Annotated in this window: 20 protein-coding genes; 16 read left to right on the top strand and 4 right to left on the bottom strand. The window is 53.5% G+C overall.

All coding sequences use genetic code 11. The features are described 5' to 3' along the window. Positions 1–34: 34 nt before the first annotated feature. Positions 35–1537 carry a sugar ABC transporter ATP-binding protein gene (locus LQZ21_RS04130; protein WP_411042906.1) on the bottom strand — a complete coding sequence of 501 codons (1503 nt, stop codon included), beginning with the start codon at positions 1535–1537 and terminating at the stop codon, positions 35–37. Between the two features lie 101 nt (positions 1538–1638). Next, complete coding sequence (locus LQZ21_RS04125; protein WP_411042905.1) at positions 1639–2601, bottom strand: ABC transporter substrate-binding protein; 963 nt, start codon at positions 2599–2601, stop codon at positions 1639–1641. 157 nt (positions 2602–2758) lie between these two features. Here LQZ21_RS04125 and LQZ21_RS04120 point away from each other — a divergent pair, with 157 nt between their 5' ends. The 11 genes from LQZ21_RS04120 to LQZ21_RS04070 all read left to right on the top strand — a co-directional run bounded on the left by LQZ21_RS04120 (position 2759) and on the right by LQZ21_RS04070 (position 15693). Continuing rightward, entirely contained in the window at positions 2759–3658 is a 900-nt protein-coding gene (locus tag LQZ21_RS04120) for an AraC family transcriptional regulator (RefSeq protein ID WP_411042904.1), read from the top strand. A gap of 139 nt (positions 3659–3797) precedes the next feature. Further along, the gene (locus tag LQZ21_RS04115; protein ID WP_411042903.1) at positions 3798–5558 is read left to right on the top strand and encodes a methyl-accepting chemotaxis protein; all 1761 of its coding nucleotides are present in this window, start codon (positions 3798–3800) and stop codon (positions 5556–5558) included. Positions 5559–6237: 679 nt separating this feature from the next. After that, positions 6238–6756 carry a hypothetical protein gene (locus LQZ21_RS04110; RefSeq protein ID WP_411042902.1) on the top strand — a complete coding sequence of 173 codons (519 nt, stop codon included), beginning with the start codon at positions 6238–6240 and terminating at the stop codon, positions 6754–6756. A 10-nt stretch (positions 6757–6766) separates the two neighbouring features. Beyond that, a complete protein-coding gene (locus LQZ21_RS04105) occupies positions 6767–8770 on the top strand; it encodes a TonB-dependent receptor plug domain-containing protein (RefSeq protein WP_411042901.1) in 2004 nt (667 codons plus the stop codon). A gap of 158 nt (positions 8771–8928) precedes the next feature. After that, positions 8929–10200 carry an ABC transporter substrate-binding protein gene (locus tag LQZ21_RS04100; RefSeq protein WP_411042900.1) on the top strand — a complete coding sequence of 424 codons (1272 nt, stop codon included), beginning with the start codon at positions 8929–8931 and terminating at the stop codon, positions 10198–10200. A 222-nt stretch (positions 10201–10422) separates the two neighbouring features. Then, on the top strand, positions 10423–11304 hold the full coding sequence (locus tag LQZ21_RS04095) for a carbohydrate ABC transporter permease (RefSeq protein ID WP_411042899.1): 882 nt from the start codon (positions 10423–10425) through the stop codon (positions 11302–11304). Beyond that, a complete protein-coding gene (locus LQZ21_RS04090; protein WP_411042898.1) occupies positions 11304–12350 on the top strand; it encodes a carbohydrate ABC transporter permease in 1047 nt (348 codons plus the stop codon). The genes LQZ21_RS04095 and LQZ21_RS04090 overlap by 1 nt, the downstream gene beginning before the upstream one ends. A gap of 33 nt (positions 12351–12383) precedes the next feature. Then, positions 12384–13484 carry an ABC transporter ATP-binding protein gene (locus LQZ21_RS04085; RefSeq protein ID WP_411042897.1) on the top strand — a complete coding sequence of 367 codons (1101 nt, stop codon included), beginning with the start codon at positions 12384–12386 and terminating at the stop codon, positions 13482–13484. A 127-nt stretch (positions 13485–13611) separates the two neighbouring features. After that, positions 13612–14910 carry a phosphopyruvate hydratase gene (eno, locus tag LQZ21_RS04080; RefSeq protein WP_411042896.1) on the top strand — a complete coding sequence of 433 codons (1299 nt, stop codon included), beginning with the start codon at positions 13612–13614 and terminating at the stop codon, positions 14908–14910. Positions 14911–15122: 212 nt separating this feature from the next. Continuing rightward, positions 15123–15491 (top strand): type II toxin-antitoxin system RelE/ParE family toxin, encoded by a 369-nt coding sequence (locus LQZ21_RS04075; protein ID WP_411042895.1) that lies wholly within the window; start codon positions 15123–15125, stop codon positions 15489–15491. A 10-nt stretch (positions 15492–15501) separates the two neighbouring features. Continuing rightward, on the top strand, positions 15502–15693 hold the full coding sequence (locus tag LQZ21_RS04070; RefSeq protein ID WP_411042894.1) for an XRE family transcriptional regulator: 192 nt from the start codon (positions 15502–15504) through the stop codon (positions 15691–15693). Positions 15694–15752: 59 nt separating this feature from the next. Here the strand turns inward: LQZ21_RS04070 and murJ are convergent, their stop codons facing one another. Together murJ and LQZ21_RS04060 are read right to left on the bottom strand one after the other, a co-directional pair. Then, positions 15753–17327: a murein biosynthesis integral membrane protein MurJ gene (gene murJ, locus LQZ21_RS04065; protein ID WP_411042893.1), complete on the bottom strand. Its 1575-nt coding sequence runs from the start codon at positions 17325–17327 to the stop codon at positions 15753–15755. 54 nt (positions 17328–17381) lie between these two features. Then, entirely contained in the window at positions 17382–17849 is a 468-nt protein-coding gene (locus tag LQZ21_RS04060) for a PspA/IM30 family protein (RefSeq protein ID WP_411042892.1), read from the bottom strand. Between the two features lie 60 nt (positions 17850–17909). Between LQZ21_RS04060 and LQZ21_RS04055 the strand changes: the two genes are divergently transcribed. The 5 genes from LQZ21_RS04055 (at position 17910) to tyrS (ending at position 23471) form a co-directional block, all read left to right on the top strand. Next, complete coding sequence (locus LQZ21_RS04055) at positions 17910–19229, top strand: OmpA family protein (RefSeq protein ID WP_411042891.1); 1320 nt, start codon at positions 17910–17912, stop codon at positions 19227–19229. A gap of 172 nt (positions 19230–19401) precedes the next feature. After that, complete coding sequence (locus LQZ21_RS04050; RefSeq protein WP_411042890.1) at positions 19402–19971, top strand: DJ-1 family glyoxalase III; 570 nt, start codon at positions 19402–19404, stop codon at positions 19969–19971. A 47-nt stretch (positions 19972–20018) separates the two neighbouring features. Beyond that, complete coding sequence (locus LQZ21_RS04045; protein ID WP_411042889.1) at positions 20019–20972, top strand: Rpn family recombination-promoting nuclease/putative transposase; 954 nt, start codon at positions 20019–20021, stop codon at positions 20970–20972. 414 nt (positions 20973–21386) lie between these two features. Then, positions 21387–22022 carry an NYN domain-containing protein gene (locus LQZ21_RS04040; RefSeq protein WP_411042888.1) on the top strand — a complete coding sequence of 212 codons (636 nt, stop codon included), beginning with the start codon at positions 21387–21389 and terminating at the stop codon, positions 22020–22022. A gap of 201 nt (positions 22023–22223) precedes the next feature. Next, positions 22224–23471: a tyrosine--tRNA ligase gene (tyrS, locus tag LQZ21_RS04035; RefSeq protein WP_411042887.1), complete on the top strand. Its 1248-nt coding sequence runs from the start codon at positions 22224–22226 to the stop codon at positions 23469–23471. The last annotated feature ends 638 nt before the right edge of the window (positions 23472–24109 follow it).

Below are 24109 nucleotides of genomic sequence, written 5' to 3'. Positions count from 1 at the left end.
GCCGTATTTTGTTAAAACCTCGTTTGCCCTGATGTTAATCATGATCGCCCTCTATCCCTGCGGTTCCGGCTCCCGCGATTGAATGGATAATATTCTGCTCCGTGATATCAACACCGGTAAGGGTTTTCATATTGACGCCTTCGCGGATCACTTCTACCCGGTCACAGTTTCTGATCAGTTCCTCAAATTCGGAGGATATAAACAATATGCTGATGCCATCGTCCGCCATGCGTCGTATCAAGGTTTCAATTTCCCGTTTTGCCCCGATATCGATACCCCGGGTCGGCTCATCCATAATAACAAGCCGTGGTTTAAGGCATAACCATCGGGCAAGAATCGTCTTTTGCTGGTTTCCACCCGAAAGGTTCATGATGTTTTGTTCCCGGCTCGGTGTTTTTATCTTGAGGGTTTGTATATATTCGTCAACTATGGCATTTTGTCTGGATTTTGAAAGAATACCAAAGCGGCTTGTTTTATTCAGATTGGCGATCAATATATTATCTTTAACCGATAAATGGGGAATAATTCCTTCCATTTTTCTGTCTTCGGAACAGAAGGCAAAGCCCCATTTTATGCCATCCCGAGGGACACGAAATTTGACGGGCTTCCCGTCAATAGTAATACTGCCCATATCGTATCTGTCAACGCCAAATAATATCCGCGCGAATTCCGTCCTGCCTGAACCAAGCAGGCCCGCTAATCCGACTACTTCGCCTTTCCCAATGCGTATGTTTAGTCCCCGCAGCTTAAACCCGCAGGTAATCCTTTCGGCACGGATAAATTCATCGAATGTTCTGTCTTTACGGTCCTTGTGCTTTTCAAGTATTGATGTGGCATCCCGGCCAACCATTTTTGAAATTAACTCTTCATGGGTCAGGGCGTTTGTATCATATTCGCCGATAAGCTGCCCGTCTCTTAATATAGTTATTTTATCCGATATTTCAAAGACTTCGTTGAGCCGGTGTGAAATAAAAAGAATAGAAATGCCCTGGGCTTTTAGTTTTCGTATTACGCCGAATAATACGTTAACCTCATCCTCATCCAATGAAGAGGTAGGTTCATCCATAACAATTAACTTTGCGTCAATTGAGATAGCCCTGGCGATGGCGGTCATCTGCTGGATCGCCGTCCCGTAACTGCCGAGGGCGCGGCTAACATCAATATCAAGGCCGAGTCCCTTAAGTAACTCCCGGCTCTTGTCCCTGGTCGTTTTCCAGTCAATCACCCCCTTTGTTTTTATTTCTCTCCCGATAAAAACGTTTTCCGCCACCGTAAGCTGTGGGATAAGGCTTATCTCCTGATAAATGGTGCTTATCCCCGCGCGCTGGGCTTCCAGGGCATTGTTCGGCTTAAATTCGCGGCCGTCAAAAAAGATGCTTCCGCCGTCCTGTTTATAGATGCCGGTCAAAATTTTTATCAGCGTAGATTTACCGGCGCCGTTTTCCCCCATAAGCACATGGACTTCGCCCTTCTTAATACAAAAGTTAACATGATCAAGGGCCGTTACACCGGGAAAGTGCTTACTTATATTTTGCATCGAAATAATATAATCATCGCTCATTGGTTAGCCTTAAATTTACGAAAGAGGGAAATACGTTCCCCCTTCCGCAAGATTATTATTCAAAGATATACAGAACCTTAAAATGAGTCGGGCATATAGGCGTCAACGTTCGATTTATCAATGACCCTCCCGGGATTCTGAATATAGGTCGGCAGCTTTTCACCCCGTATTAATTTTTCGCAGGCGTCAAAGGCCGTGGGTCCAAAGAAGGGGCTGCACAGTATGGTGGCCTCCATTTCATTCTGCTGAATCAGAAGGGCGGCGTCTTTGAAGCCCCCCACCCCGACTACGGCAATATCCGGCCCGGGTTTATATCCGGCGGCCTTAAGCGCCTGGAGAGCCCCAATGGCGCACTCATCATCATGACCGTAGACCGCGTTGATTTTCCCGCCCTGGGACTGGATAATGTTTGTCATTACATTCTGGGCGATTGAACGGGTGAACTCGCCGTTTTGGGTGGCTATAATTTTGAAGTTGGGGTATTTGGCAAGCTCATCTTCAAAGCCTTTCTGGCGATCAATGGCAACGGAGGAGCCTGGGGTACCGGTTATCTGTACAACATTGACCGGCTGGCTTGTTCCGAACCGTTTAACCAAGACCTGGGCGCACTGCTGGCCTTCCCATACAAAATTCGCGCTGATAAGGGAAGCGTAATCAACGCCCGGTTCGCCTTTTGCGTCACGGTCGATCAGGATAAGGGGAATACCCGCCTTTTTTGCCGCCGCAAGGGCAGGAGCAAGTCCTTCGTACTCTCTGGGAGCAAGAAGTATTACATTCGGTTTTCGCGCGATAATATCTTCCACATCCGAAACCTGTTTGGCGGTGTCTCCCTGGGCGTCGGTATAGATCAGTTCAATTCCGCGCTTCTGGGCCTCGGCGCGGATCGAGGCCGTTTCCGCCACCCGCCATGCGTTGTTCATTTCCATCTGGGAAAAGGCTACCACCATTTTCCCTGAACTGCCTCCGCTTTTTTGTCCCGCCGCGCTGACCGTACCAATGAGTAACAAGCTAATCAATAACATCAAAAAAAGCCTTTTCATTTTTTCCTCCTATGGAAATAATCAGGGGATACCCCCTATATAGAGTTTTATTCTATCACCGCCTCTTTCATATCGCCATGCATTATTTTATCCATTATAATGGATTATCTTCCATTTTCTGATTGCGAAGATAAAACAACCGGTGTATAGTGTAGTTATGGGAAAAATCGAAAATCCGCAGAAAGCCGATGGTTTTCAGAACGAGTATCTCTTTGTCCTGCCCGATAAATTTCTTGCACAGCTTGAGAGTGATGAATTATTCCAGTCCCTGGTAGTCACCGACATCGGCTACTTTCCCCATGCGGCCTATCATTTCCGGCAGCGGCCTCAGGGGTGCAAGACCGCCATTTTAATATATTGCAGCGCCGGGTCCGGGTTTTTTTCGATTAATGGGGGAGAAACAAAAACCATTTCGGCGGGACAGCTTACGGTCATTCCCCCAGACACACCCCATACATACGGCGCCTCCGAAACAAATCCCTGGAGTATATTTTGGGTCCACTTCAGGGGCGTTCTTTTCCGGCCCTGGTATACGATTGTCTCTCAATACGTCCCCATCATGGTATCCGATGTTTTTGGAGAGAAACTCAGAGAACTGTTCCGCCAATGTTTTACCCTATTAAAAACCCACTGGAAGAATGAAGAATATTTTTATATGTGCCAGCAGGTGGGGACGATCCTCGGCATGACCCTATGCGCCGGCAAGGAATCGGAAATCCAGCTCACCACCGCCGGCAGTCTCGGCCTCAAGGATACCATTGTTTTTATGAGGAAACACCTTCATGAGGTGATCACCCTGGACGATTTGACCCGGGTGTCGGGATTCAGCCCTTCCCACTTGCATAATCTGTTCAAGAGCGCAACCGGTTATGCCCCCATAGAATATTTCCTGCGTATCAAAATACAGGCTGCTTCCCAGGACCTGTACTTTTCCGATTTGCCGGTTAAGGATATCGCCATTGCCTACGGCATTGAGGACCCCTATTATTTTTCCCGGCTTTTCAAGAAAATTATAGGGGTTTCCCCCGTGAAATACCGATCCCAAGTTAGAGGATAAGCCCCTATCCGGCACTTTTGTGGTTTTTCCCCGCCCGCCCTTGTTTTTTTTCCCCCAACTGATTACGATATGATCCCGGGGTTTGTAGTGGTGATGGCCGCCCAACCCCGGTAGTTATGGCAATAGGGGGGCATAGGGCATGAAAAGCCTGCGGACCAGATTTTTTCTTAATTTTGTCGCTTTGGGTATTCTCATTGCTCTGGGGGTTGGGATTGTCATGTATGTCGAATATCACCGGTATATTCAGGACTCCTATGTCAGAACCCTGACCGGTCTGGCGGACGTGATAGAACACCGGTACCCGGTTATCGCCGATCCGGACTATCTCATAACCGAAGGAAAGGTGAATTCCGATACCTATTGGCAGATACCCCGGGATATGCAGGTCTTTGCCGATTCCTTTGGCCTGGCCTATATCTATCTCCTGATAAATGACGGTACCGGCTACCAGTTTGTTTTTGACACCGATGATCTGGATGACATAACCGATGCCAACGAGGCTTTTAAGATCTATATGGCGGAGGATGTTCCCGAGGAACTGGACCTGGCTTATGCCACCGGGAAACGCCAGTTCAGCGCTCCCTATACCGACGAATGGGGCTCCTTTGTCTCCCTTTTTTGTCCCCTTTCTTCCGGGGGCAGGGTAACCGCTGTTCTTGGTCTGGACTATGACATCTCCTTTATTGCCGGTCTGGAGCAAAAGGCCTATATCGCCCTGGGGACAGCCCTGGGTTTGGCGATCCTGGTTTCCGGCCTGGTGGCTTTTTTCGTGTCCCGTTCCCTGCTCCGGCCGATCAAGGAAATGGTCAATGTGGGAAGTGCCCTGGCGGATATGAATTTTGATGTGGTAATTCCTGTTAACCGGTGGGACGAAATCGGTAATATGCAGCGGGCCCTCAATACTATCCGGGACGAGCTCAAGAAAACCTTGACCTATATCAACAACGAACACTTAAACCAAAAAAACATCAGCGACAAGCTCCATATCTCCATTCGCGAATCCTCCGACGGCCTGGAAGTGATAACCCGGAACATGGAGTCGGTACAAAACAAGGCGGATGGGCAGATAAAATCGGTGGACCAAACCGCGGAATCCGTGGAGGGGATCATCCATCATATCCGTTCTTTGGACGAGGCGGTGGAGACCCAGGGGAAAAACATCGATGAATCCTCGGATTCTATAGAACATATGGTCAAGGATATTGAAGCGGTGCGGAAGGTGGTCGAAGGGGTCCACGATACCACGGCCAAACTGAGCCGGGCCTCGGAAACCGGACAGAAGATGTTGAAAAACCTCCGGGAAGATTTGGGGCGGATAGCGGAACAATCGGCGTTTCTGGAGGAGGCCAATGCGGCCCTGGTAAACATAGCGGCCCAGACCAGCATCCTCGCGATGAACGCGGCCATTGAGGCGGCCCATGCGGGGGAGGCGGGAAAGGGTTTTGCCGTGGTGGCCGGGGAGGTACGGAGTCTGGCGGAATCATCAAACAAGGAATCGGGGACGATCAGCCAGGAGATAAAGGAAATGCGGGAAGGGATCGACCGGATCCAGCAGGTATCGGTGGAGACCGTGGATACCATGGAGGAGATGTTCCGGGAAATAACGGATATGGAGCGTTCGTTTAACCGGGTAATGGAAGCGGTGGAAGCCCAGGCGTCTAATGGCGGCCGGATATTAACGGCCCTGACCACCCTGCGGGATACGGCCAACCAGGTTAGGACCGGTTCCCAAATGATAAAACAGGAGAGCGGTTCCATTCACGGCATCGTGGAAAACTTAAAACATTTATCCCGGGATGTAAACGAAAGCGTCACCGATGTGCAGACCGCCTGTCAAGGAATAGCGGCCTCCCTGGAGGCGGCAAAAACCATAGCCACGGGCCGGAATCTATCCGAATAAGTCCCTGGTTGCAGTAGGGAGAGATTTTAACCACGAACCTCACGAACCACACGAACAGAATAGAAAAGGAAGATAAATTTGCGTTTTTAGCTGTACCTCTTTCCTGCTTTCCCACGAACAAGGAAGAGAATTCAGGTATAAATTCTGGAATATTGAAGCAAAAGTTCGTGATGTTCGTGTCGTTCGTGGTTAATCCTATGCTTCCTGCGTAACATGAGTTATTAACGACACAACGACATATTTTTTTTGACAAATGTTCAAACCCATGGTATAATACCCCTGTATATTTCAAAGGAAGTGAGGCCGGTCCCTTGGGGCCGGGTAATCCTCCGCTATCCCGTAACTGTGACCGGGAATTTGTTTCGGAACTTGGTAAGCGGCTCCGAAACGAACCGATTCCGTCATGACAGGCGCTGAAAATCAGCGGATTTTCGGTGTCCTGTTACCGCCACTGGGCAAACCGGGCCCTAAGGGTCCGTTTGCCCGGGAAGGCCGGCGGAAAAGGCCGGGGCATACCCTATGGTGTGCCCCTACCCGCAAGCCAGGAAACTTTGATATACGCCGGGCCGTTACGGTCCGTCATCATTTTTCAGGCTTCGAGGATAGGGCCTTGAGAGAACTGCCGATTTCCCATCCGGTATTTTCCCCAGGACCTCTTTTCTTCGGAAAGGAGTAATGTATGTTTTCCCCCCACCTTCTTTTTCGCAGGAGTCTTTTGCTAAGAAAGGCGCTGCCCCTCTTTTTCCTGTTATGCCTGGTTATGGGCTCGGTTCTGTTTTCAAGCTGCGATTGGAGCGGCGGTGATAGTGGCGGAGGCGGGACCCTGACCGGGACCTGGAGTTCCGGTTCTGATGGTTATGAAATTACCAGTACCACCCTAACGTATATTAGTGATTATGGTTATGGTTTTATCGGAAACATTCGGGATCGTATCGAATTTTCCCCCACTTCGGGGGTCATTATAGTTGAATACACCACCCCGCCGACTGCCTATAACCCGCCGGGTAAATTCCAGGGGGTCTATTACAAAGACTTAACGGCCAATTCGGTAAAATTGGGAAGCGCCTATACCGTTGCCGATTACACAGTCCCGGTGGAGGTAACCACGTTAGCCCTTGCCCGGGAGAAATTTAAGCTGGAAAACATAGCCCTTTATGGCGGTGAGTTAACCGCAGCCACCCCGCAGACCAGACAGTAAACGGGCTCCGATGTTTTTCCCCAGGGCCGGGAAATTGTTCCCGGCTTTTATACTTTTTTGTCTCGTCCTGGCGTCCCTTTTCCCGCAGGAGGCGGAGGAAGGGGATGATTTTTTCGATGAGGAGGTCCTCCTTTTGGAAGACCTGGAGGGCATCACCATCACCGCAAGCCCGGAAACTACCCAGCAGTTAACGGTAATCACCCGGGAAGAAATTGAAAACGCCCATGCCCCGGACCTGGCGGTTCTTTTGCAGGAGACCCTCGACCTGGGCCTTACCCGGTACGGCCCCTACGGGAACCAGACGGACATCAACATGCGGGGCTTTGATTCGCAGCGGATCGCCTTTCTTATCAACGGGGTCCCCGTAAATTCCCCCATGACCGGCGACTTCGACATTTTCCTCCTGGACCTCTCCTCCGTGGACCGGATCGAGGTTATCTATGGGGGATCCGATTCCAAATACAACGTATCCGGCAGCCTGGGGGGGGTCATCAATATCATCACCGTTAAAAAAGAGGCCCCGGGCCTGCGGATTGGGGGCAGTTTTGCGAATACCGCCGCCCTGCCGGGGAAATACTACAAACCCCGCTCCGGCGATCAGGACCCCCAATGGCAGGACCTGGTTGACACCCAAAACTTCACCGTTTCCCTGGGCTACGGCGCCGAAAAATCCTCCTGGTCCGGGGGGCTTTTCGCCAACCGTGCGGGGAATCATTTTCTTTTCAAGGACTATTACGGCAGAACCCTCCGCCGGGAAAGTAATGAGGTATGGGATACCGGCGGCTCCCTCTCCTATATCCGGGATCTGCCGGATGAGGCAAAACTCATCCTCGGCGGGGACCTCTCCTACGGCGACAAAACCATCCCCCTTTCGGGAACTTCCGATAGGGGGGAATCCCAGCGGGATTTCTCCACCCGGCAGAACCTGCTGCTGGATATGCCCCGGGCCTTTCGGGACGAGCTTTCCAGCGAGGCTTCCCTGTCCTATGCCTGGTCGGTGCGGGAGTATGCCGCCGCTTCCCGGCACGATCAGCAGGTCCTCACGGCGATCAACCGCTGGACCTGGTATCCCCTGGATTGGCTCACCCTCACCCTGGGAGGGGACTACCGCTATGCCTTTTTGGATTCCACGGACATGGGCCGCCGTGACCGGCACGACGGCGGCCTCTACCTGACCGCGGAATTTCAGCCCATGCGGCGGGTTCTCCTCATCCCGTCGATCAAGGCGGTTTTCCCGGGGAGCGGAACCGCGCCGATAGTGCCCGTTCCCAAGCTCGGTTTTGTCTGGACCCCCACGGATGCCCTTACCCTCAAAAACAACTATTTCCGCAGCTTCAAAATACCCGATTTTGAGGACCTCTACTGGAATGGGGGCGGGCTCTACGGCAACCCGGACCTAAAAAGCGAAGACGGCTGGGGCGCGGACCTGGGCGCCGCATATCAGGCCAATGACCGGATACGCCTGGAGGGATTTTTCTTTACCCAATGGACCGTCGATTCCATCCATTGGTATCCCTCCGGCGGTACCTGGAAGCCCACCAACGTGGGGGAGGCGGTTTTTTTCGGCCTGGACGCAAAGTTGGACCTTGACTTCCCCCTTTCCCGCCCTCCCTTTGAAAAAATCGGCCTTTCCTTTTCCTACCACTACCTGCTGAGTTACCTTTTGAGTTACGGCTATTCCTTTGCCTCGGACAAACGGATCCCCTATATGCCCCGGCATACGGTGGGACTTTCCCTGGCCCTGCCCTGGGCACGGGGCTTCCGGGGCTATGGCGGCTCCCTCCAGCTTTCGGGCCATTACGAAGGCCGGCGCTATGCGGATACGGTCAACCTCACCGGCTTAAAACCGTATTTTCTGTTAAACGCCAACCTCACCCAGGGGATCGGCAGGAATTGTTCGGTCTTCGCGGTCCTCCGTAATATCCTCAACCAAAGTTACGAGTCCTTTGACGATTATTATATGCCCGGCCTGACCATAACCCTGGGGGTGCGGGTAAATTTCTCCGGAATTTAATATAAATTTTTGCTTTTTGCAGCCACCTGTGTTAAACTATCATAATGAGTCTCTTTCAAAACTTGCTCGGGGTTTGAAAGCGGCTCATATACACGGGTTTGACCAATTTGGTTGTTTTTAAAACAGCCTCAAATATTAAAATTACCAGGAGGAAGAAAATGAAAACCACCAAAACAATGCTTTGTCTTGTTCTGGCCCTGTTTGTATGCGCCGTTTCGGCTTTTGCACGGGGAGGTTCCCAAAGCCAGACCGGGGCCGGGGGTTCAAGGGAGTTGAATCTCGTATATAGCGGAACCCCCCAGCCTGCGGAAAAAGAGTATTTCATCGATGTGTACGTCAAAAAGTTCGAGGCCCAGTACGGGGTCAAGGTAAATGTGGAATTTATTTCCCAGGCCGATACGATTCGGAAGATCGAAAGTGAACAGGACACCAAAAACTTGATCAGCGACATAGTCTACGTGGATACCGCCAACATGACCCCCTATGTGAACGGCGGCTGGATGGAGGATATTTCCCCCTTCATCCATAGGGGGATTACCCTCACCAAAATGTACGACGAAACCACCAATAAAGGCGGCGTCCGTTACTTTGTTCCCAATACCTTTGATGTCTATATCCTGGCCGCCAATGTGGACGCCCTTAAGTATCTGCCTGCGGGCCTTACCAGGCAGAACGTCATCGACGGCATTACCTGGGAGCAGTATGTCCAGTGGGCGGTCAATATCGCCCGGGGCGAGGGGGTGGGAAAAACCATGATGCCCGCCAATAACCAGGGTTCCCAGCTGCTCTACCCCATGGCGGGTATGAGCCTTGCCTACGGGGGCGGTTTTCCCGAGTTTACTTCCGCGGGCTTTAAGAAGGCCCTGGAGCTTATCGCCGCCCTGGCGGCGGGAAACGCCTTTTATCCCGAGCAGGCCCAGTATACCGCCCCCACGGACCCCATGCGCAGTGGTGACGTGTGGCTTACCTTTGCCCACATGAGCCCCATCGGTATAGCCTACAATGCGGCCCCCAATGAATGGGTCATCGGCGCCGCGCCCAAGGGCAGCAAAGGGGCCGGTTCCACCTCCGGCGCGTGGTGCTGGGGGATTCAGAAGGGGGCGCCCCACCTGGATCTGGCCCAAAAATGGATCGACTTTGTTACCACTCCCCAGAACAACTATGATTTCTGCGTCAACAACGGCGGGGTGTTGAGCCCCATCAACGAAGTCGGCCCCCTCCTGGGAACGGGGGATGTGATAATGACCGCGGGGAACAAGATGCTGGGCAGTACCATAGTCAGCGGGGTGCCTTCTACCCAGTACAAGGATTGGAACGCGGTAAAGCTCCTCTACCATGACGCCTTTAACCAGGCGGTGAGTTCCAAGGCTGTTCCTTCCGACGCCTTCCTCCGGGATCTTGACGCCAAGGTTACGGCCCTGCGGAATTAAGCTAAAGGATCGTTAAGAGGACCACGAACCACACGAACAGACCTTTATGCTTTGATTTTTGGGATTATTCTTGAAAGATAGGCTTGATTTGACACGAACACCACGAACTTTTGCATAAAATTCACACTTTTGTTCGTGAAGTTCGTGAAGTTCGTGAAGTTCGTGTGGTTTGTGTGGTTCGTGGTTATTTTCTTTTATCAGTTTGTTGTACACAGGGGGCACATGAAAAAATTTACCCTTGGCCGCGCTTCCGCGCCCTGGCTGCTCATGGGCCCGGCCTTTTTATACTACGCGGTCTTTTGGCTCATACCGGTACTGGAGGGGATTGCCGAAGTTTTTACCGGCCTTGAGGGCGGCTTTACCCTGACGGGGAATTTCCGCCTCATGGCGGAATCGGATCTGTTTGTTCAGTCCGTGGTAAACACCGCCCTCTTTGCCGGGATCTCCGTGGTCCTCCAGTATGCTATCGCCCTGGTGCTGGCGGTTTTTCTCAACATCAAATTCAAGTTTTCTAACTTTCTCATGTTTATCGCCATGATCCCCATGGCCATTACCCCCACGGCGGTGGCCATCCTCTGGAAAACCGGGCTTTTTAAAGACGGCTGGATAAATTCCCTGCTCATGGGAACCGGGCTCGTTACGGACCCCCTGCTCTTTATGAACGCCGAGGGTTTTTCCGCCCTGCTCCTCATCATCCTCATCGATACCTGGACGGTCACCCCTTCGGTGATGATCATCCTTTCCGCGGGGCTCCAGGGCATAGAAAAGGAAATGCGGGAAGCGGCCTATACCTTCGGCGCCGGCAAGTGGCGGATATTCAGGGACATTACCCTCCCCATCCTGCGGCCGTCGATCATGACTTCCATAATCCTCAGGCTCATTGCGGCGGTGCAGGTTTGGGCCATCACCGTCATGGTCCTGGGCCACGGCAAGGTTCCCTTCCTGGTGGAGCGCATCGCCTTTTACGAGGATATTATTCCCGGCCTTGATACTTCCGGAAAGTTGGCCTTTACCTATTCCTTTACCACCACGGTCATTGTCTTTGCGGTAACCCTGGTATATTACCGGATCAGCAAACGGGGAACGTATCTGGAGGTCCTCTGATGGATAAATACGGCATTATCCAAAAAACAGTGATAGCCCTGGTGTTGGCCGGCATGGTGATGCTGGTGGTGATCCCCCTGCTTTATTTTGGGGCGGTGGCCCTTTCCAGCGCCGTGGAGATGAGCGAGTCTCCCAAGCGGATCATTCCGTCCATGCGGGTTACGGTCAAGGTCGCCCCCGCGGAAAACAACGAATTTGAAATATTCTATGACCGGCGGGACGGCAGGGGCTACCGTTCGGTTATTACCAGCGCCGACCCGGCCCGGCTGGAGAACCATTTTAAGCGCCAGTATAACGTGAATAAAACCGGGCAGGAATTAATCGAAGATTTCAGCCGTACCTTACGGGAAGGGCCCCGGGAATTTTCCTATGCGAAGGCTCCGCTGTATAACTTTGCCCAGTTTTTTAAGATCGTAAACAACGCCGCGCCGGCCCTTAAAAACAGCATCATCGTTTCCCTGCTCACCATACTCATTTCCCTCACCCTGGGCAGCATGGCGGGTTTTGCCATGGCCCGCTATGACTTTCGGTTTAAGGAAAAGATCAATGTGGGGATCCTCGTGGTCCGGATGTTCCCGGTGGTAGGAATATCCATACCCATGGCAAAACAGCTCATCCGTTTCGGCCTCTTTGATACCCAGCTCGGCCTTGCCCTTTTGTATTCGGTTCCCAATATCGCCCTGACCGCGTGGATCACCTCCAGTATCTTTATGGGAATAAACCGGGAACTGGAAGAGGCAAGCCTCATCTTCGGCGCCAGTGCTTTCCAGACCTTTATCCATATCACCCTGCCCCTGGCCTTTCCCGCCCTGGCGGCAAGTTCCATGTACGCCTTTAACACCGCCTGGAACGATACCATCTCGGCGCTTATTCTGACTAGCCGGAATCAGACCCTTTCCCTGGTGGTTTATAAGGCCATAGGAACCACTTCCAGCGGCACCCAGTATGCCGCCGCCGGGAGCATTATCTTGATTATCCCCGCCCTAGTGTTTACCTTTATTGTCCGCCGCTACATCAATCAAATGTGGGGCGGGGCCAGGCTGTAAAGGTTACGCCCGGTTTTACGCCTTGGAGGTGTGATGAGTTATTTGGAATTACGGAATTTACAGAAGCGCTATACCAAAGACGGCCCGTTGATCGTCGATCACATGAATCTTTCCATCGAAAAGGGAGAATTTATTGTGCTCCTCGGCCCGTCGGGCTGCGGCAAAACCACCACTATCCGTATGATCTCGGGCCTTGAGGAGGTTACGGGGGGTGATATTCTTATTGACGGGGAAAGCGTTTTGACCAGGAAGCCCAAGGATAGGGGCGTGTCCATGATCTTCCAAAGCTACGCCATCTGGCCCCACATGACGGTCTTTGACAATATCGCCTATCCCCTGAAGCTGCAAAAACTCAAACCCGCGGAGATAAAAAGCCGGGTCGAAGCCGCGGCCGGGGCGACCGGTATCAAGGGCTTCCTGGACCGTTACCCCCGGCAGCTCAGCGGAGGCCAGCGGCAGCGGGTGGCGGTGTCCCGGGCCATCGTGGTAAAGCCGAAGATCTTCCTTATGGACGAGCCCCTCTCCAATCTGGACGCGAAACTGCGGGTGACCATGCGGACGGAATTAAAACGGATCCACCGGCAGGAAAATTCCACCACCATCTTTGTTACCCATGATCAGGCCGAGGCCATGAGCCTCGCGGACCGGATCATCGTGATGTACCGGGGAAAGATAGAACAGATCGGAACTCCGGCGGAAGTATACCGGAACAGCGCGACCCGGTTTGTCGCCTCCTTTATCGGCACCCCGCCCACCAATTTTTTCACCGTAAAAATCGAGAGAACCGGAGACGGCCTTGCTGCCCTTTGTTCCGATTTCCGTTACCGGGTCCCCCCGTCCCTGATCGGGGCCCTGGACCCCTACGAAGGAAAAGAAGCCGTCCTGGGCATACGGCCTGAATTTTTCGGAATTGTCCCGGGTATGGAACGGGGCGAGTCCTGGATCTGCGACGGGACCATTGATTTTGTGGAGCCCCAGGGGAGTTATGCCATTCTGATAACCCATATCGGCGGGGCGGAAATCAAAATCGTCAGTTCCGAATTCCTGGAATTGCCCTTAAATACCCGGGTGGCTTTGACCGTAAAGGAAGCCATGTTTTTCGATCCCGCTTCGGAGAAGCGGATAAAGCCGTGATGGGGCATTGCGGACCCTTGACGAGGGGCCCCTAAAAGCGGAAGATTATATATATCGAGATGTTCTAAACCGTAAGGAGATAAAAGCGTCCCTTTACCTTTTAGGATGATTTTATAAGGAGCCATAGATGAGTATTATTGAATATGTTGAAGCCCGCGAAATTCTTGATTCCCGGGGCAATCCAACGGTTGAAGTGGACGTGATCTTGGAGGACGGATCCCTGGGACGGGCGGCGGTTCCCTCGGGGGCTTCCACCGGCGAACACGAGGCGGTGGAACTCCGGGACGGCGATAAGGACCGTTACCTGGGCAAGGGGGTTCTCAAGGCGGTGGCCAATGTGAATGACATCATTGCCCCGGAGATCCAGGGCCTGGACGCCCAGGAGCAGGTGGATATAGACCGGACCATGATAGAACTGGACGGGACGGAAAACAAGGGAAAACTCGGCGCCAATGCCATATTGGGGGTGTCCATGGCCGTTGCCCGGGCCGCGGCGAATTATCTTGATGTACCCCTCTTTAAATATTTGGGGACTTTCCACGCCAACCTGCTCCCCGTACCTATGGCCAATATTGTCAACGGGGGTAAGCACGCGGACAACAAGATCGATTTTCAGGAATTCATGGTCATGCCCGTGGGGGCCGAATCCATACGGGAAGGGGTCCGCTGGACCGCCGAGGTTTTCCATACCCTCAAAAAGCTCCTCAAGGACGCGGGAAAGAACACCGCCGTGGGGGATGAGGGCGGTTTTGCCCCGGACATCGGCAACGAGGAAGCCCTGGACTACATTGTCAATGCCATTGAAAAGGCCGGGTACAGACCCGGGGAACAGTTTGGTATCGCCCTGGACTGTGCCAGCTCCGAGCTTTTTGATGAAGGGGACAAAAAGGGCTATAAATTCTGGAAATCCAATCCCGGTAAGCTTTTTTCCGCCGACGAGATGATCGAAATCTATACCAAATGGGTGAATAAATACCCCATTATCTCCATTGAAGACCCCCTGGATCAGAACGATTGGGAAGGGTATGTGAAGATGACCAAAGCCCTGGGCTCGAAGATCCAGATCGTGGGGGATGACTTTTTTGTAACCAACACCAAACGCCTGGAGCGGGGCATCAAAGAAGGGTCCTGTAACTCGATCCTCATCAAGGTGAACCAGATCGGCACGGTAACCGAGACCTACGAGGCGGTGGAGATGGCCAAACGGGCGGGGTATACCGCCATTATCTCCCACCGTTCCGGGGAAACCGAGGACAGCTTTATCGCCGACCTGGTGGTAGCCCTGGAAACCGGCCAGATCAAAACCGGCTCCATGAGCCGTACCGACCGAATCTGTAAGTACAACCAACTCCTGCGTATAGAAGACCTCCTGGAAGGGGTGTCCCGTTACGCGGGAAAAGCTGCGTTCTACAACCTGAAAAAATAAAGCCCCTATTCTAATGCCCCCCGGAGAAGTCCGGGGGGTAGGGGAAGGGAATAGTTTTGCTTTCCGCTTACCCGATGTGTTTTAATACCCGGTTCCCAAATCCCATTTTTGAACGGTCACAATCGAAGTTACGAACAAATACACCAACTCATTTCCGCCGATCCTGGCTGCCGGAACTTGTAATCCGCCTGTTTTTTGGTTATCGTTTATAAGTGAGGATCTTCAAGAATATGTGGTTCGCCCGGTTTGCTCGGAAGGAAGGGATAGGGGACAGCGAACTCAAGGCGATAGTCAATGATGCGCTTGAGAAAGGGCAGGCGGAAGCCGACCTTGGCGGGGGTGTCTACAAGGTGCGAGTAGCCCGTCCCGGCGAGGGGAAATCAGGCGGTTACCGGGTGATCGTGTTCTTTAAGAGCCAGTTTCGCACTTTTTTTGTTTATGGGTTTGAGAAGTCAGTCAGGGCGAATATCGATCAAGGGGAAGAACGAGGGTTCAAGAAGAGCGCCAAGGATGATTTTTCACTGACCGACGCAGAAATATCAGCCCGCATAGCAAGAGGAACCTTGATAGAAGTCCTTTAGGAGGCCAAAAATGAGATACAAAAGCGAAATTTTTGAAGTAATACACCAAGAGGCAGCCGCAAACTTTGAAATTGGGGCAATTTCCGCCGCTCGAATGAGGGAATATGACGAAATGTGCCTCGTCCAAGAGTCGAAACCGGCCAAGGAAGCCCCCGAAATTACGGAGATACAGCCCATTAATTCAGCGCCAGCTGGAGTTTAGGGATTTTGGGGAAATCATTGGCGGGTATCTCAATAGTTTGAATTTGCAATTCCTCCGCCCTAACTGCTCCCCCCCTTCCTGAACATCCTGATGATGGCCCCCACCTGTTTGTCCCCGGTAATCACGAGGAGGAAAAGCCCCACCGCGGTAAAGATAACCAGGGAGACCCCCAGGGGAATGCCCTGGGCGGCGAGCCGGCCGGAGCCGGAGAAAGCGGTCCTTAACCGGGGGCTTACCCACAGAACCGGGGCCACCGCAATGGCGGAAAAGAGGGCCACTTTGAGGGCATAGCCCAGGACCGATCTCAGGACCGTACCCACGGCGATATGGGGATTCCGGCGGAGAAAAAAGAGGAGCAGGGCGGTATTCACCGCACCGGCCAGGGACAGGGCCAGGGCGATTCCCGCCCCTTGCAGGGGACCGGCCAGGATCGCCGCCAGGATCATATTTACCCCAAAGGACAGCAGCCCCGCCAGGGTGGGGGATTTGGAATCACTCTGGGCATAAAAAGCCGGGGCCAGGATACGGTTCAGAGCGATAAAAAAGAGCCCCGGTATATGGAAGGTAAAGGCCGCCCGGGTTAAGCGGACCGATTCCTCGTCAAAGCTGCGGGTCTGGAAGAGGAGGCGGACCAGGGTCTCCCCCTGGGCAAGGGAAAAAAAAGTGACCGGAATGGTGATCAGGGCGATAATATCCATGGCCGACAGAAGCCGCTGGTTATAGCGCTCCCAGCAGGCGGTTTTCGCGTCCTCCGCCAGGTCCGGCAGCAGCACCGTCCCGATGGAAACCGCGAAGATCCCCAGGATAAGTTCCTGGAGCCGGAGGGAGTATTGCAGGCTGGAGACCACCCCTTCCCCGGCGTTCCCCGCCAGGGCCGTGGAGACCAGGTCGTTGAGCTGGTAGGCCGCCATGCCGATGATGGTGGGTCCGATGAGCTTAAGGACCGCCTGGGTACCGGGGTTTCGCATGGCCCGTTTCAGGCCCGTAAAAGAAAAACGGAACCCCATTTTCAGCACAAAGGGAAACTGGATAGCCGCTTCCAAAAAGCCCCCCAGGAGTATCCCCACGGCCATGGCCCGGGCGGGGTTCGCGGTAAAGGGGCTTAAACCATAGGCGCATAAAATGGTAACCAGGTTGAGCAGGATCGGGGCGAGCCCCGAGGGGGTAAAGATCCGGACGCTGTTCAGAATGCCCTGAAAAAAGGCCGCCAGCGAAATAAAGGCCAGGAAGGGAAACATCAGCCGGGTTAACCAGACGGTTTCGTCGAATTCTTCTATACCGAAAATAGGGACCAAAAGGGGGGTGAAAAGGATCCCGGCCATCACCGCCAGGGTTACGAAAAAGGTCAAAAAAGTACAAATAGAGGAGAGGAATTCCCGGATCTTGCCCTGGTCATTTTCCAGGAGATATTCCTTAAAGGTTGGGATAAAGGCCACCGAGATGGAACCTTCCGCAAAGAGCCGGCGGAATAGGTTGGGGATCAAAAAGGCCACGGAAAAGGCGTCCGAAAGGGCGCTGGTTCCTAAAAGCGCCGCCTTGGTCATCTCCCGGACCAGGCCCAAAACCCGGGAAACCAGGGTGAGCAGGGACAGGGCAGAACCATGACGCACCAGGGACCGGACAGAGCTGCTCATGGAAATAACCTTAACGATAAATCGATTTTTCCGCAATCCGGCCTTTATGGCCGCTCATGGGTCTTGCCGCATCTTTGCTTTGAGGGCTTCCAGGGCGCTGTCGGCGTTGAGCTTCTCAAATTCCCCGGCGGTTTTACGGGCCCCCTCGTCGGTTTCCCCCAGGGCCAGTAACAGTTCCTGCTCCAGAAGATCCGGATCAATGCTCCGCTCCCGGGCGGCAAGACCGGGAAGCTGCCGCCGCAGCCGGGCTATCACCCCGGTTAATTCCCCGATTTCCCCGGCCAGGGCGTCCCGCTTCGCCTCCAAATTCAGGGCCTCCTTTTCCGCCTCCAGGGACAGGGCTTCCTCCCCCCGGGAACGGGCCAGATCCACCCGGCCCTTCCATTTGGAGAGTTCCCCGGTTACCTCCTCAAGCTTTTTCTCCGTCAATTTTAAGGTGGTAATATAATGGAAAATATATTCCTTGGCCCCGGCGGCATCCATGCCCGTAAGATTATCCGCCGGCAGTTTCGTTTGATCCATAATTTAGTATATCAAAAGAAAATACCATCAAACAAGATAAAAAGAGCCGAAAATATAAGTATGAAAAAAAATAAGTTGAAAGAGCTGCTCTGGGTAATCGTCTTTTTGGTGGGCTGTCTCTTTTCCGTCCGGGCGGCGGAATTGCCCCAGCTCTCGAAGGGGTCCAAGGATCGGTCCCCGGGGACCGAGGCGGTGTTACTCTCCGGAGGCGCCCGGGGCCCCTACAAAATAGTGGAAAGATCCGACTGGTCCCGGTATGATAACGGCCGGTATGTGGGCCATGTGTACCGGGAGGTTCGGGCCTCCATCCTTCCGGAATCGAACCGGGACGGTGCCGGTACCCAGTGGTACCGGGGCAATTTTTTTGTCCTTGAGGAGACCCTTCGGGACATGCGGCAGAGCGCCCAGGCAGTGGACGCGGTGATCCCCGCCAGCTTTGGGCTTACCTCCCGGGGGGAGCTCAACATTGAGGAGGATCGGGGCTTCCCGTCCCTGCGGGGGTTCCCGGCTTTTCCTAATGAACCGGTCAAGGCGGGGGTCAAATGGACCGCCCCGGGCCGCCGGGCGGTGGACCCCCTCAACGAGGGACATCCCGTGGTGGTTCCCCTGACCGCGGAATATGAATACCGGGGGGTGGAACTATACCGGGATACTCCGGTACACCGGATCTTCGCCAAATACGCCTCCCGGCACCGGCAACCGGGACCGGGTTTTAATCAGGTCCAAGGCACCCATGATGTGGATATTCTTATCCGGGTTTCCGACGGTATTCCCCTTTTGATGCGGGATACCCTGGACGAAACCTATACCTGGGCCGACGGATCCGTGGTGCGGTTCCGGGGCTTTACCCTGACCTTCGGCGAGGGGATCGTCCCCCTGGACCGGAATTCCCTGGCCCTTTCCATCGGGAAGGTCCTGAAATCCAATCCGCCCCACCGGCCTGATCCACCCTCCCGCCCTGATCCGGTCCCCTCCGGCGGCCGGGGACCGAATCCGGCCATGGACGCGGCGGGGATAGATGTCGCCGAGGTAAGCGAGGGCCTGCGCCTTACCCTGCGGGATGCCCGTTTTTATCCTGATTCGGATGAATTTCTTCCCGCGGAACGCCCCCGGCTGGATCTTATCGCCCAGGCCCTGCGCCAAATTTCCGACCGGACCTTTCTGGTAGAGGGCCATACCGCCGCGGTGGGCTATCCGGCGGGGGAAATGGAACTTTCCCTGAAACGGGCCAAGCGTATGGTGGATGAGCTGGTCAGCCGGGGCATCCCCGCAGATCGTTTTATCTACAAGGGCTGGGGCGGCACAAAACCCCTGGGGGATAACGGAAACGAGGCCGGCCGGGCCCAAAACCGCCGGGTGGAAATTACCATTCTGGAATAGCGGAAGGGCCGTATACCACTCCGTCGGGTATTTTTATGTTCTAGTATGAAGACGGAAATTCACCCATAAACGCTTGCCGCAAAGACCCCTATCTTGTATATTTAGAAGTAGTCTGGGAACTGCGTAAAAGGCCCCATCCGGCCTTGTCCCCGGATTGCCAAGGAGGGTCAGGATGTCCAAAAAGGTGATTGTTTTTTTAGCCAATGGCTTTGAGGAAGTTGAGGCCATAACCCCCATAGATTATTTACGCCGGGCGGGGATTGAGGTGTGTACCGCTGCCATCGGACCGGATAGGACCGTCACCGGGTCCCACGGTATCCCGGTCCTGGCGGACACGACTTTTCCTGAACTCACCAAACAGGGCAAGACCACAGCCTGGGACGGGATCCTGCTCCCCGGCGGACAACCGGGGGCATCGAACCTCGCCGCCTCCCGGGAACTGGGTTCCCTCTTACAGGAATTTGCCGCCGCGGGAAAATGGGTCTGCGCCATCTGCGCTTCTCCGGCGGTGATCCTGGCCCCCCTGGGCCTCCTCAAGGGCCGCCGGTTTACCTGCTTTCCCGGCATGGAAACGGGACTCTCCGACGGCCAATGGTCGGAAGATCCGGTGGTGATCCACGACAATATCATCACCAGCCGCGCCGCCGGCACCGCCGGCCTCTGGGCCGCAGCGATCATCGGAAAACTCCTCAGCGACGGGGAAGCTAAAAAAATAGCCTCCGCGGTACTGCTGGATCGCTGACGGTAAGTATACGTGAAGAAGAGCAAAACCCTTAAGGACGGTATAGGATGATTACCGAACGGCTCAATCCCCTCAACGACTTTCTATTTGTTAAAATCATGGGCGAAAAGGGGGATGAGGAACAACTGTGCGCCTTTCTCAATGCCGTGCTGGGACGTAAAGAGCAGGACGCCATAGAGTCGGTAGAGATCCTCGAAAACAAGACGATTACCGCCGAGGTGGTGGGGGACAAAACGAGCATTCTGGATGTGCGAGCCCGGACCGCCTCCGGGGAGCGGATAAATATAGAGGTGCAACTTCGAAATCTGGGGAACATGGACCGGCGGAGTCTGTTTTACTGGAGCCTAGAGTTTTCGAGGGGTATGGAGGCGGGGCAGGATTACCGTGAAACGCCGAATGTGATAGCGATAAATATCGTGAATTACGAGTTTCTGCCCCAGGTACCGGTGTTTCACACGAGTTTTCATATCTGGGAAGATACCTACCGTGAGGTATTATTGACCGATGCCCTGGAGATACACTTTATTGATATGGTAAAGTTCCGGCGGCAAGGGGAAAAGGACATCCGGAACGACCCATTGCAGCGGTGGCTGACGTGGTTTGACAAGGACAGCCCACAAAGGCTGGTAGAGGAGATAATCAAGATGGATACGGCGATACAGAAGGCGGAAGAGAAGCTGGTATATGTTTCCCAGGACAAAGAGGCCCTGCGGGCGTACCAGATGCGGGAGATGGCCTTGTCCGACTGGACCAGCGGGCTGAACCATGCCCGGGAGGAAGGGATACAGGCAGGTATCCAGGCAGGAATACAGGAAGGGATACTGAAGGGTATAGTGAAAGGTAAGCAGGAAGGCCTACAGGAAGGCCTACAGGAAGGCAAGCAGAAAGGCAAGCAGGAAGGGAGACGGGAAATCGCCTCTAAAATGAAAAAGCGCGGAGTACCCATTGACCAAATTGCGGAGGATACCGGGCTGTCCGGCGAGGAAATAGAGCAGCTTTAGGAACCGCCCTATGGCGAAAGTCAGGATAAATGTCTATATAGACGGACCTGTCTCCCGGTTCAGTTTTCGGAGTTTCCCCATTGATAATCCCCTGCCCGGACAACCCGTTTGACGCCGGAGAACCTGTTTTTCCTCTGCCAATAAGTTAAGAAAGGGGAGTGCTATTGAGGTTTAAGCGCAGCCAAATTTTATCCCCTGGGCCTGTTTCAAAAGGCCGCTGGATTCAACCAGAAAAAATCCACCGGTAATCCGCCAAAAATCATCAAAAATCGCTTGACATTTGGGCCAAATATTCCGTATTATAAAAATGTACCCGCAAGCACTATTGATGCTTGTCCCGCCGAACAGTGTGTTCGGCATTTTTTTTATACAGGGCCTACCCACAGACCATGGCGGGCCGACAGGAACCGCCCTATGGCAAAAGTCAGGATAAATGTCTATATAGACGGCTTTAACCTCTACCATAGCACCCTCCAACATACCCATCCTGATTGCCGCTGGCTCAACCTGCTGGAACTGTCAAAACGTCTGATTAACCCCGAAACCGAGGAGATTTGTAGGGTTTACTATTTTTCAGCCCTTACTACCTGGATACCCGAGCGGGCAAAAAAACACCTACTCTATATCCATGCCCTCCGCGCCATAGGGGTAAAGGATGTTTTGGGTAAATTCACCCTTCGGGAACGCAAATGCCCCCTCTGCGCCGGGCGGTATCAGGCCCATGAGGAAAAGAAGACCGATATAAATATCGCCATCACTCTGCTTGCGGATGCCGTGGCGGACAAATTTGACACGGCCCTCATTCTGTCCGGGGACAGCGACTTGGCCCCGGTTACCACCAAGCTCAGGCAGCTTTGTCCCAGCAAGAAAATCGGCATCATCGTTCCCCAAAATCAGTCCGCCATGAACCTCAAACAACACGCTGATTTCTTCAAAAAGATACGGACCAGAGACTTGAAGAGGTCCCTCCTGCCGGAACAGGTAACTTATAACGACAAAGTCATTATTGCCCCTGCCGGCTGGTTACCAACTTTGAATACTGAAAAGTAGCTTTTATCGGGCATCTCGGTACTCAAACGACGCATGATACCGTCTCCCGGTGTATTCCGAATAAGCATAAGCCTTCCCCCCGGCTTCCCGAACCGCGCTATTGTTTTATAAGGAGGCTTTCGGTATACTCCAAGGTATCATGCGGCCTTTGAAATTCCGCCGGATTTTCAAAGAGGCCCGGTTTTTTAAGGAAGGATACCCATGAATCAGGCCCTGGAAAATCTTAAAACCCGTGGTTTTTTTCAGCAATGTACCAACCCCGAGGGGCTTTCGGCCCTTTTTGACGCGGGACCGGTGACCTTTTACGTGGGCTGTGATCCCACCGGGACGAGCCTCCACATCGGCCACATGGTCCCCTTTTTCGCCTACCGCCACCTCCGGGCCGCGGGCCACAAGGGAATCGCCCTGGTGGGGGGGGGGACCGCCCGGATTGGGGACCCCTCGGGGAAGACCGAGCTGCGCCGGATGTTGACCTATGAGCAGCTTGATGCCAACACCGCGGCCATCACCAAACAACTGGACCGTTTTTTGGGGTTTGACGGGGACGGCGCCCGGTGGGCCAATAACAAGGATTGGCTCGCGGACCTCAACTATATTGACTTTCTCCGGGAGATAGGCAGCCATTTTTCGGTTAACCGGATGTTGAGCTTTGAGGCCTATAAACTCAGGCTGGAGACCGGGCTTTCTTTTATCGAATTTAACTATCAGCTTTTGCAGAGTTACGATTTTCTGGAATTATACCGCCGTTACGGCTGCCGCCTGCAAATCGGCGGGGATGATCAGTGGGGTAATATCGTCGCCGGAGGGGACCTCATCCGGCGCATTGAGGGGACCGAAGTCTTCGGTATGACCTTCCCCCTGGTAACCACCGCGGACGGCAAGAAGATGGGCAAAACCGAAAAAGGCGCGGTCTTCCTGGACCCCGGCCTTACCAGCCCCTATGAATTTTTCCAGTATTGGCGGAACGTGCAGGACGCGGACATCCGGCGTTTCCTCCTGATGTTTACCTTCCTGCCCCCGGAGGAATGTGATGCCCTTACCGCCCCCGGCCGTAACCCCAACGAGGCCAAGGAACGGCTTGCCTGGGAAGTAACCGCCCTGATCCACGGAAAGGAGGAGGCGGACAAGGCCATGGCCGGGGCCCGGGCCGCCTTTAGCGGGGGCGGGGATAGATCCGGTATGCCCCAGGCAACACTCCCCCGGTCCCGGTTTGCGGCGGGCTATAACGTGGTGGACCTCTTTACCGATGTGGGATTGGCCCCCAGCAAAAGCGAGACCCGCCGCCTGGTCCAGCAGGGCGGGGCCTTCGTGTCCGGCGATGACGCCACCGGCTTCCGGGTAATTACCGACGTAGCGGCCCAGCTCACCACCGACGACCTGAACGGGGAGGGGGAACTGATCCTCCGGGCCGGAAAAAAACGGTATTGCCGGGTGCTTACTACCGAATAGCCATACCCAAGGCCCCCCTTCCCTCGGTCAATCGTTTCGGCAAACCTTAAATTTTTAAGAAATTCACCACAAAGTAGACCGCTATGCGGTCAATTAAATGAGCAGAAGGCGAAGAAGGAAGGAAGAATAAAGAATTAAGAGGGAAAAATGATGAAAAATAGGACGAGCCCCTGAACACGTCAAACTCTCCTCTCTCTTAATTTCCCTTTTTCGCCTTCTTCGCCTTTGTGGTCAAATTCCAATTCTCCTCCCTTCTCTCTCCTAACTCCTCTCTTTTCTCCCTTCTTCGTTCGTGTGGTTCGTGTCGTTCGTGGTTAACCCTCTTCTCTCCTAATTCCCTTCTGCGCCTTCGTGGTTAAATTCTTAATATTCACTATGCCTTTGCGGTGAATTTGGCGCCGGGGCCGAAATTTGACGTTTTTTTGCATTTTTTTAAAAAATTTTTAAAAAAAACGAGATTTTTGGACCAAAAGGGGATATAATTATGGGTATAGATTTATTGCAAGGAAAAATGTCCGGAAAAGAGACCCGGCAAAAAAAGGGAAAGGTCATGGTTCATACTACCGGTTTTTTAGCATCATCGGCTTTTTGTTTTTTTCGACGGAGGTTCATTCTTAGGGGGTTTTCCTTATTTGATC

Source organism: Treponema sp. TIM-1, assembly GCF_046533115.1.
In the GTDB taxonomy this organism is placed as follows: Bacteria; Spirochaetota; Spirochaetia; order Treponematales; family Breznakiellaceae; genus JAIRMO01.
Note: the sequence above shows the minus strand (reverse complement) of the source record. Positions and strands in the feature narration are given on the sequence as shown.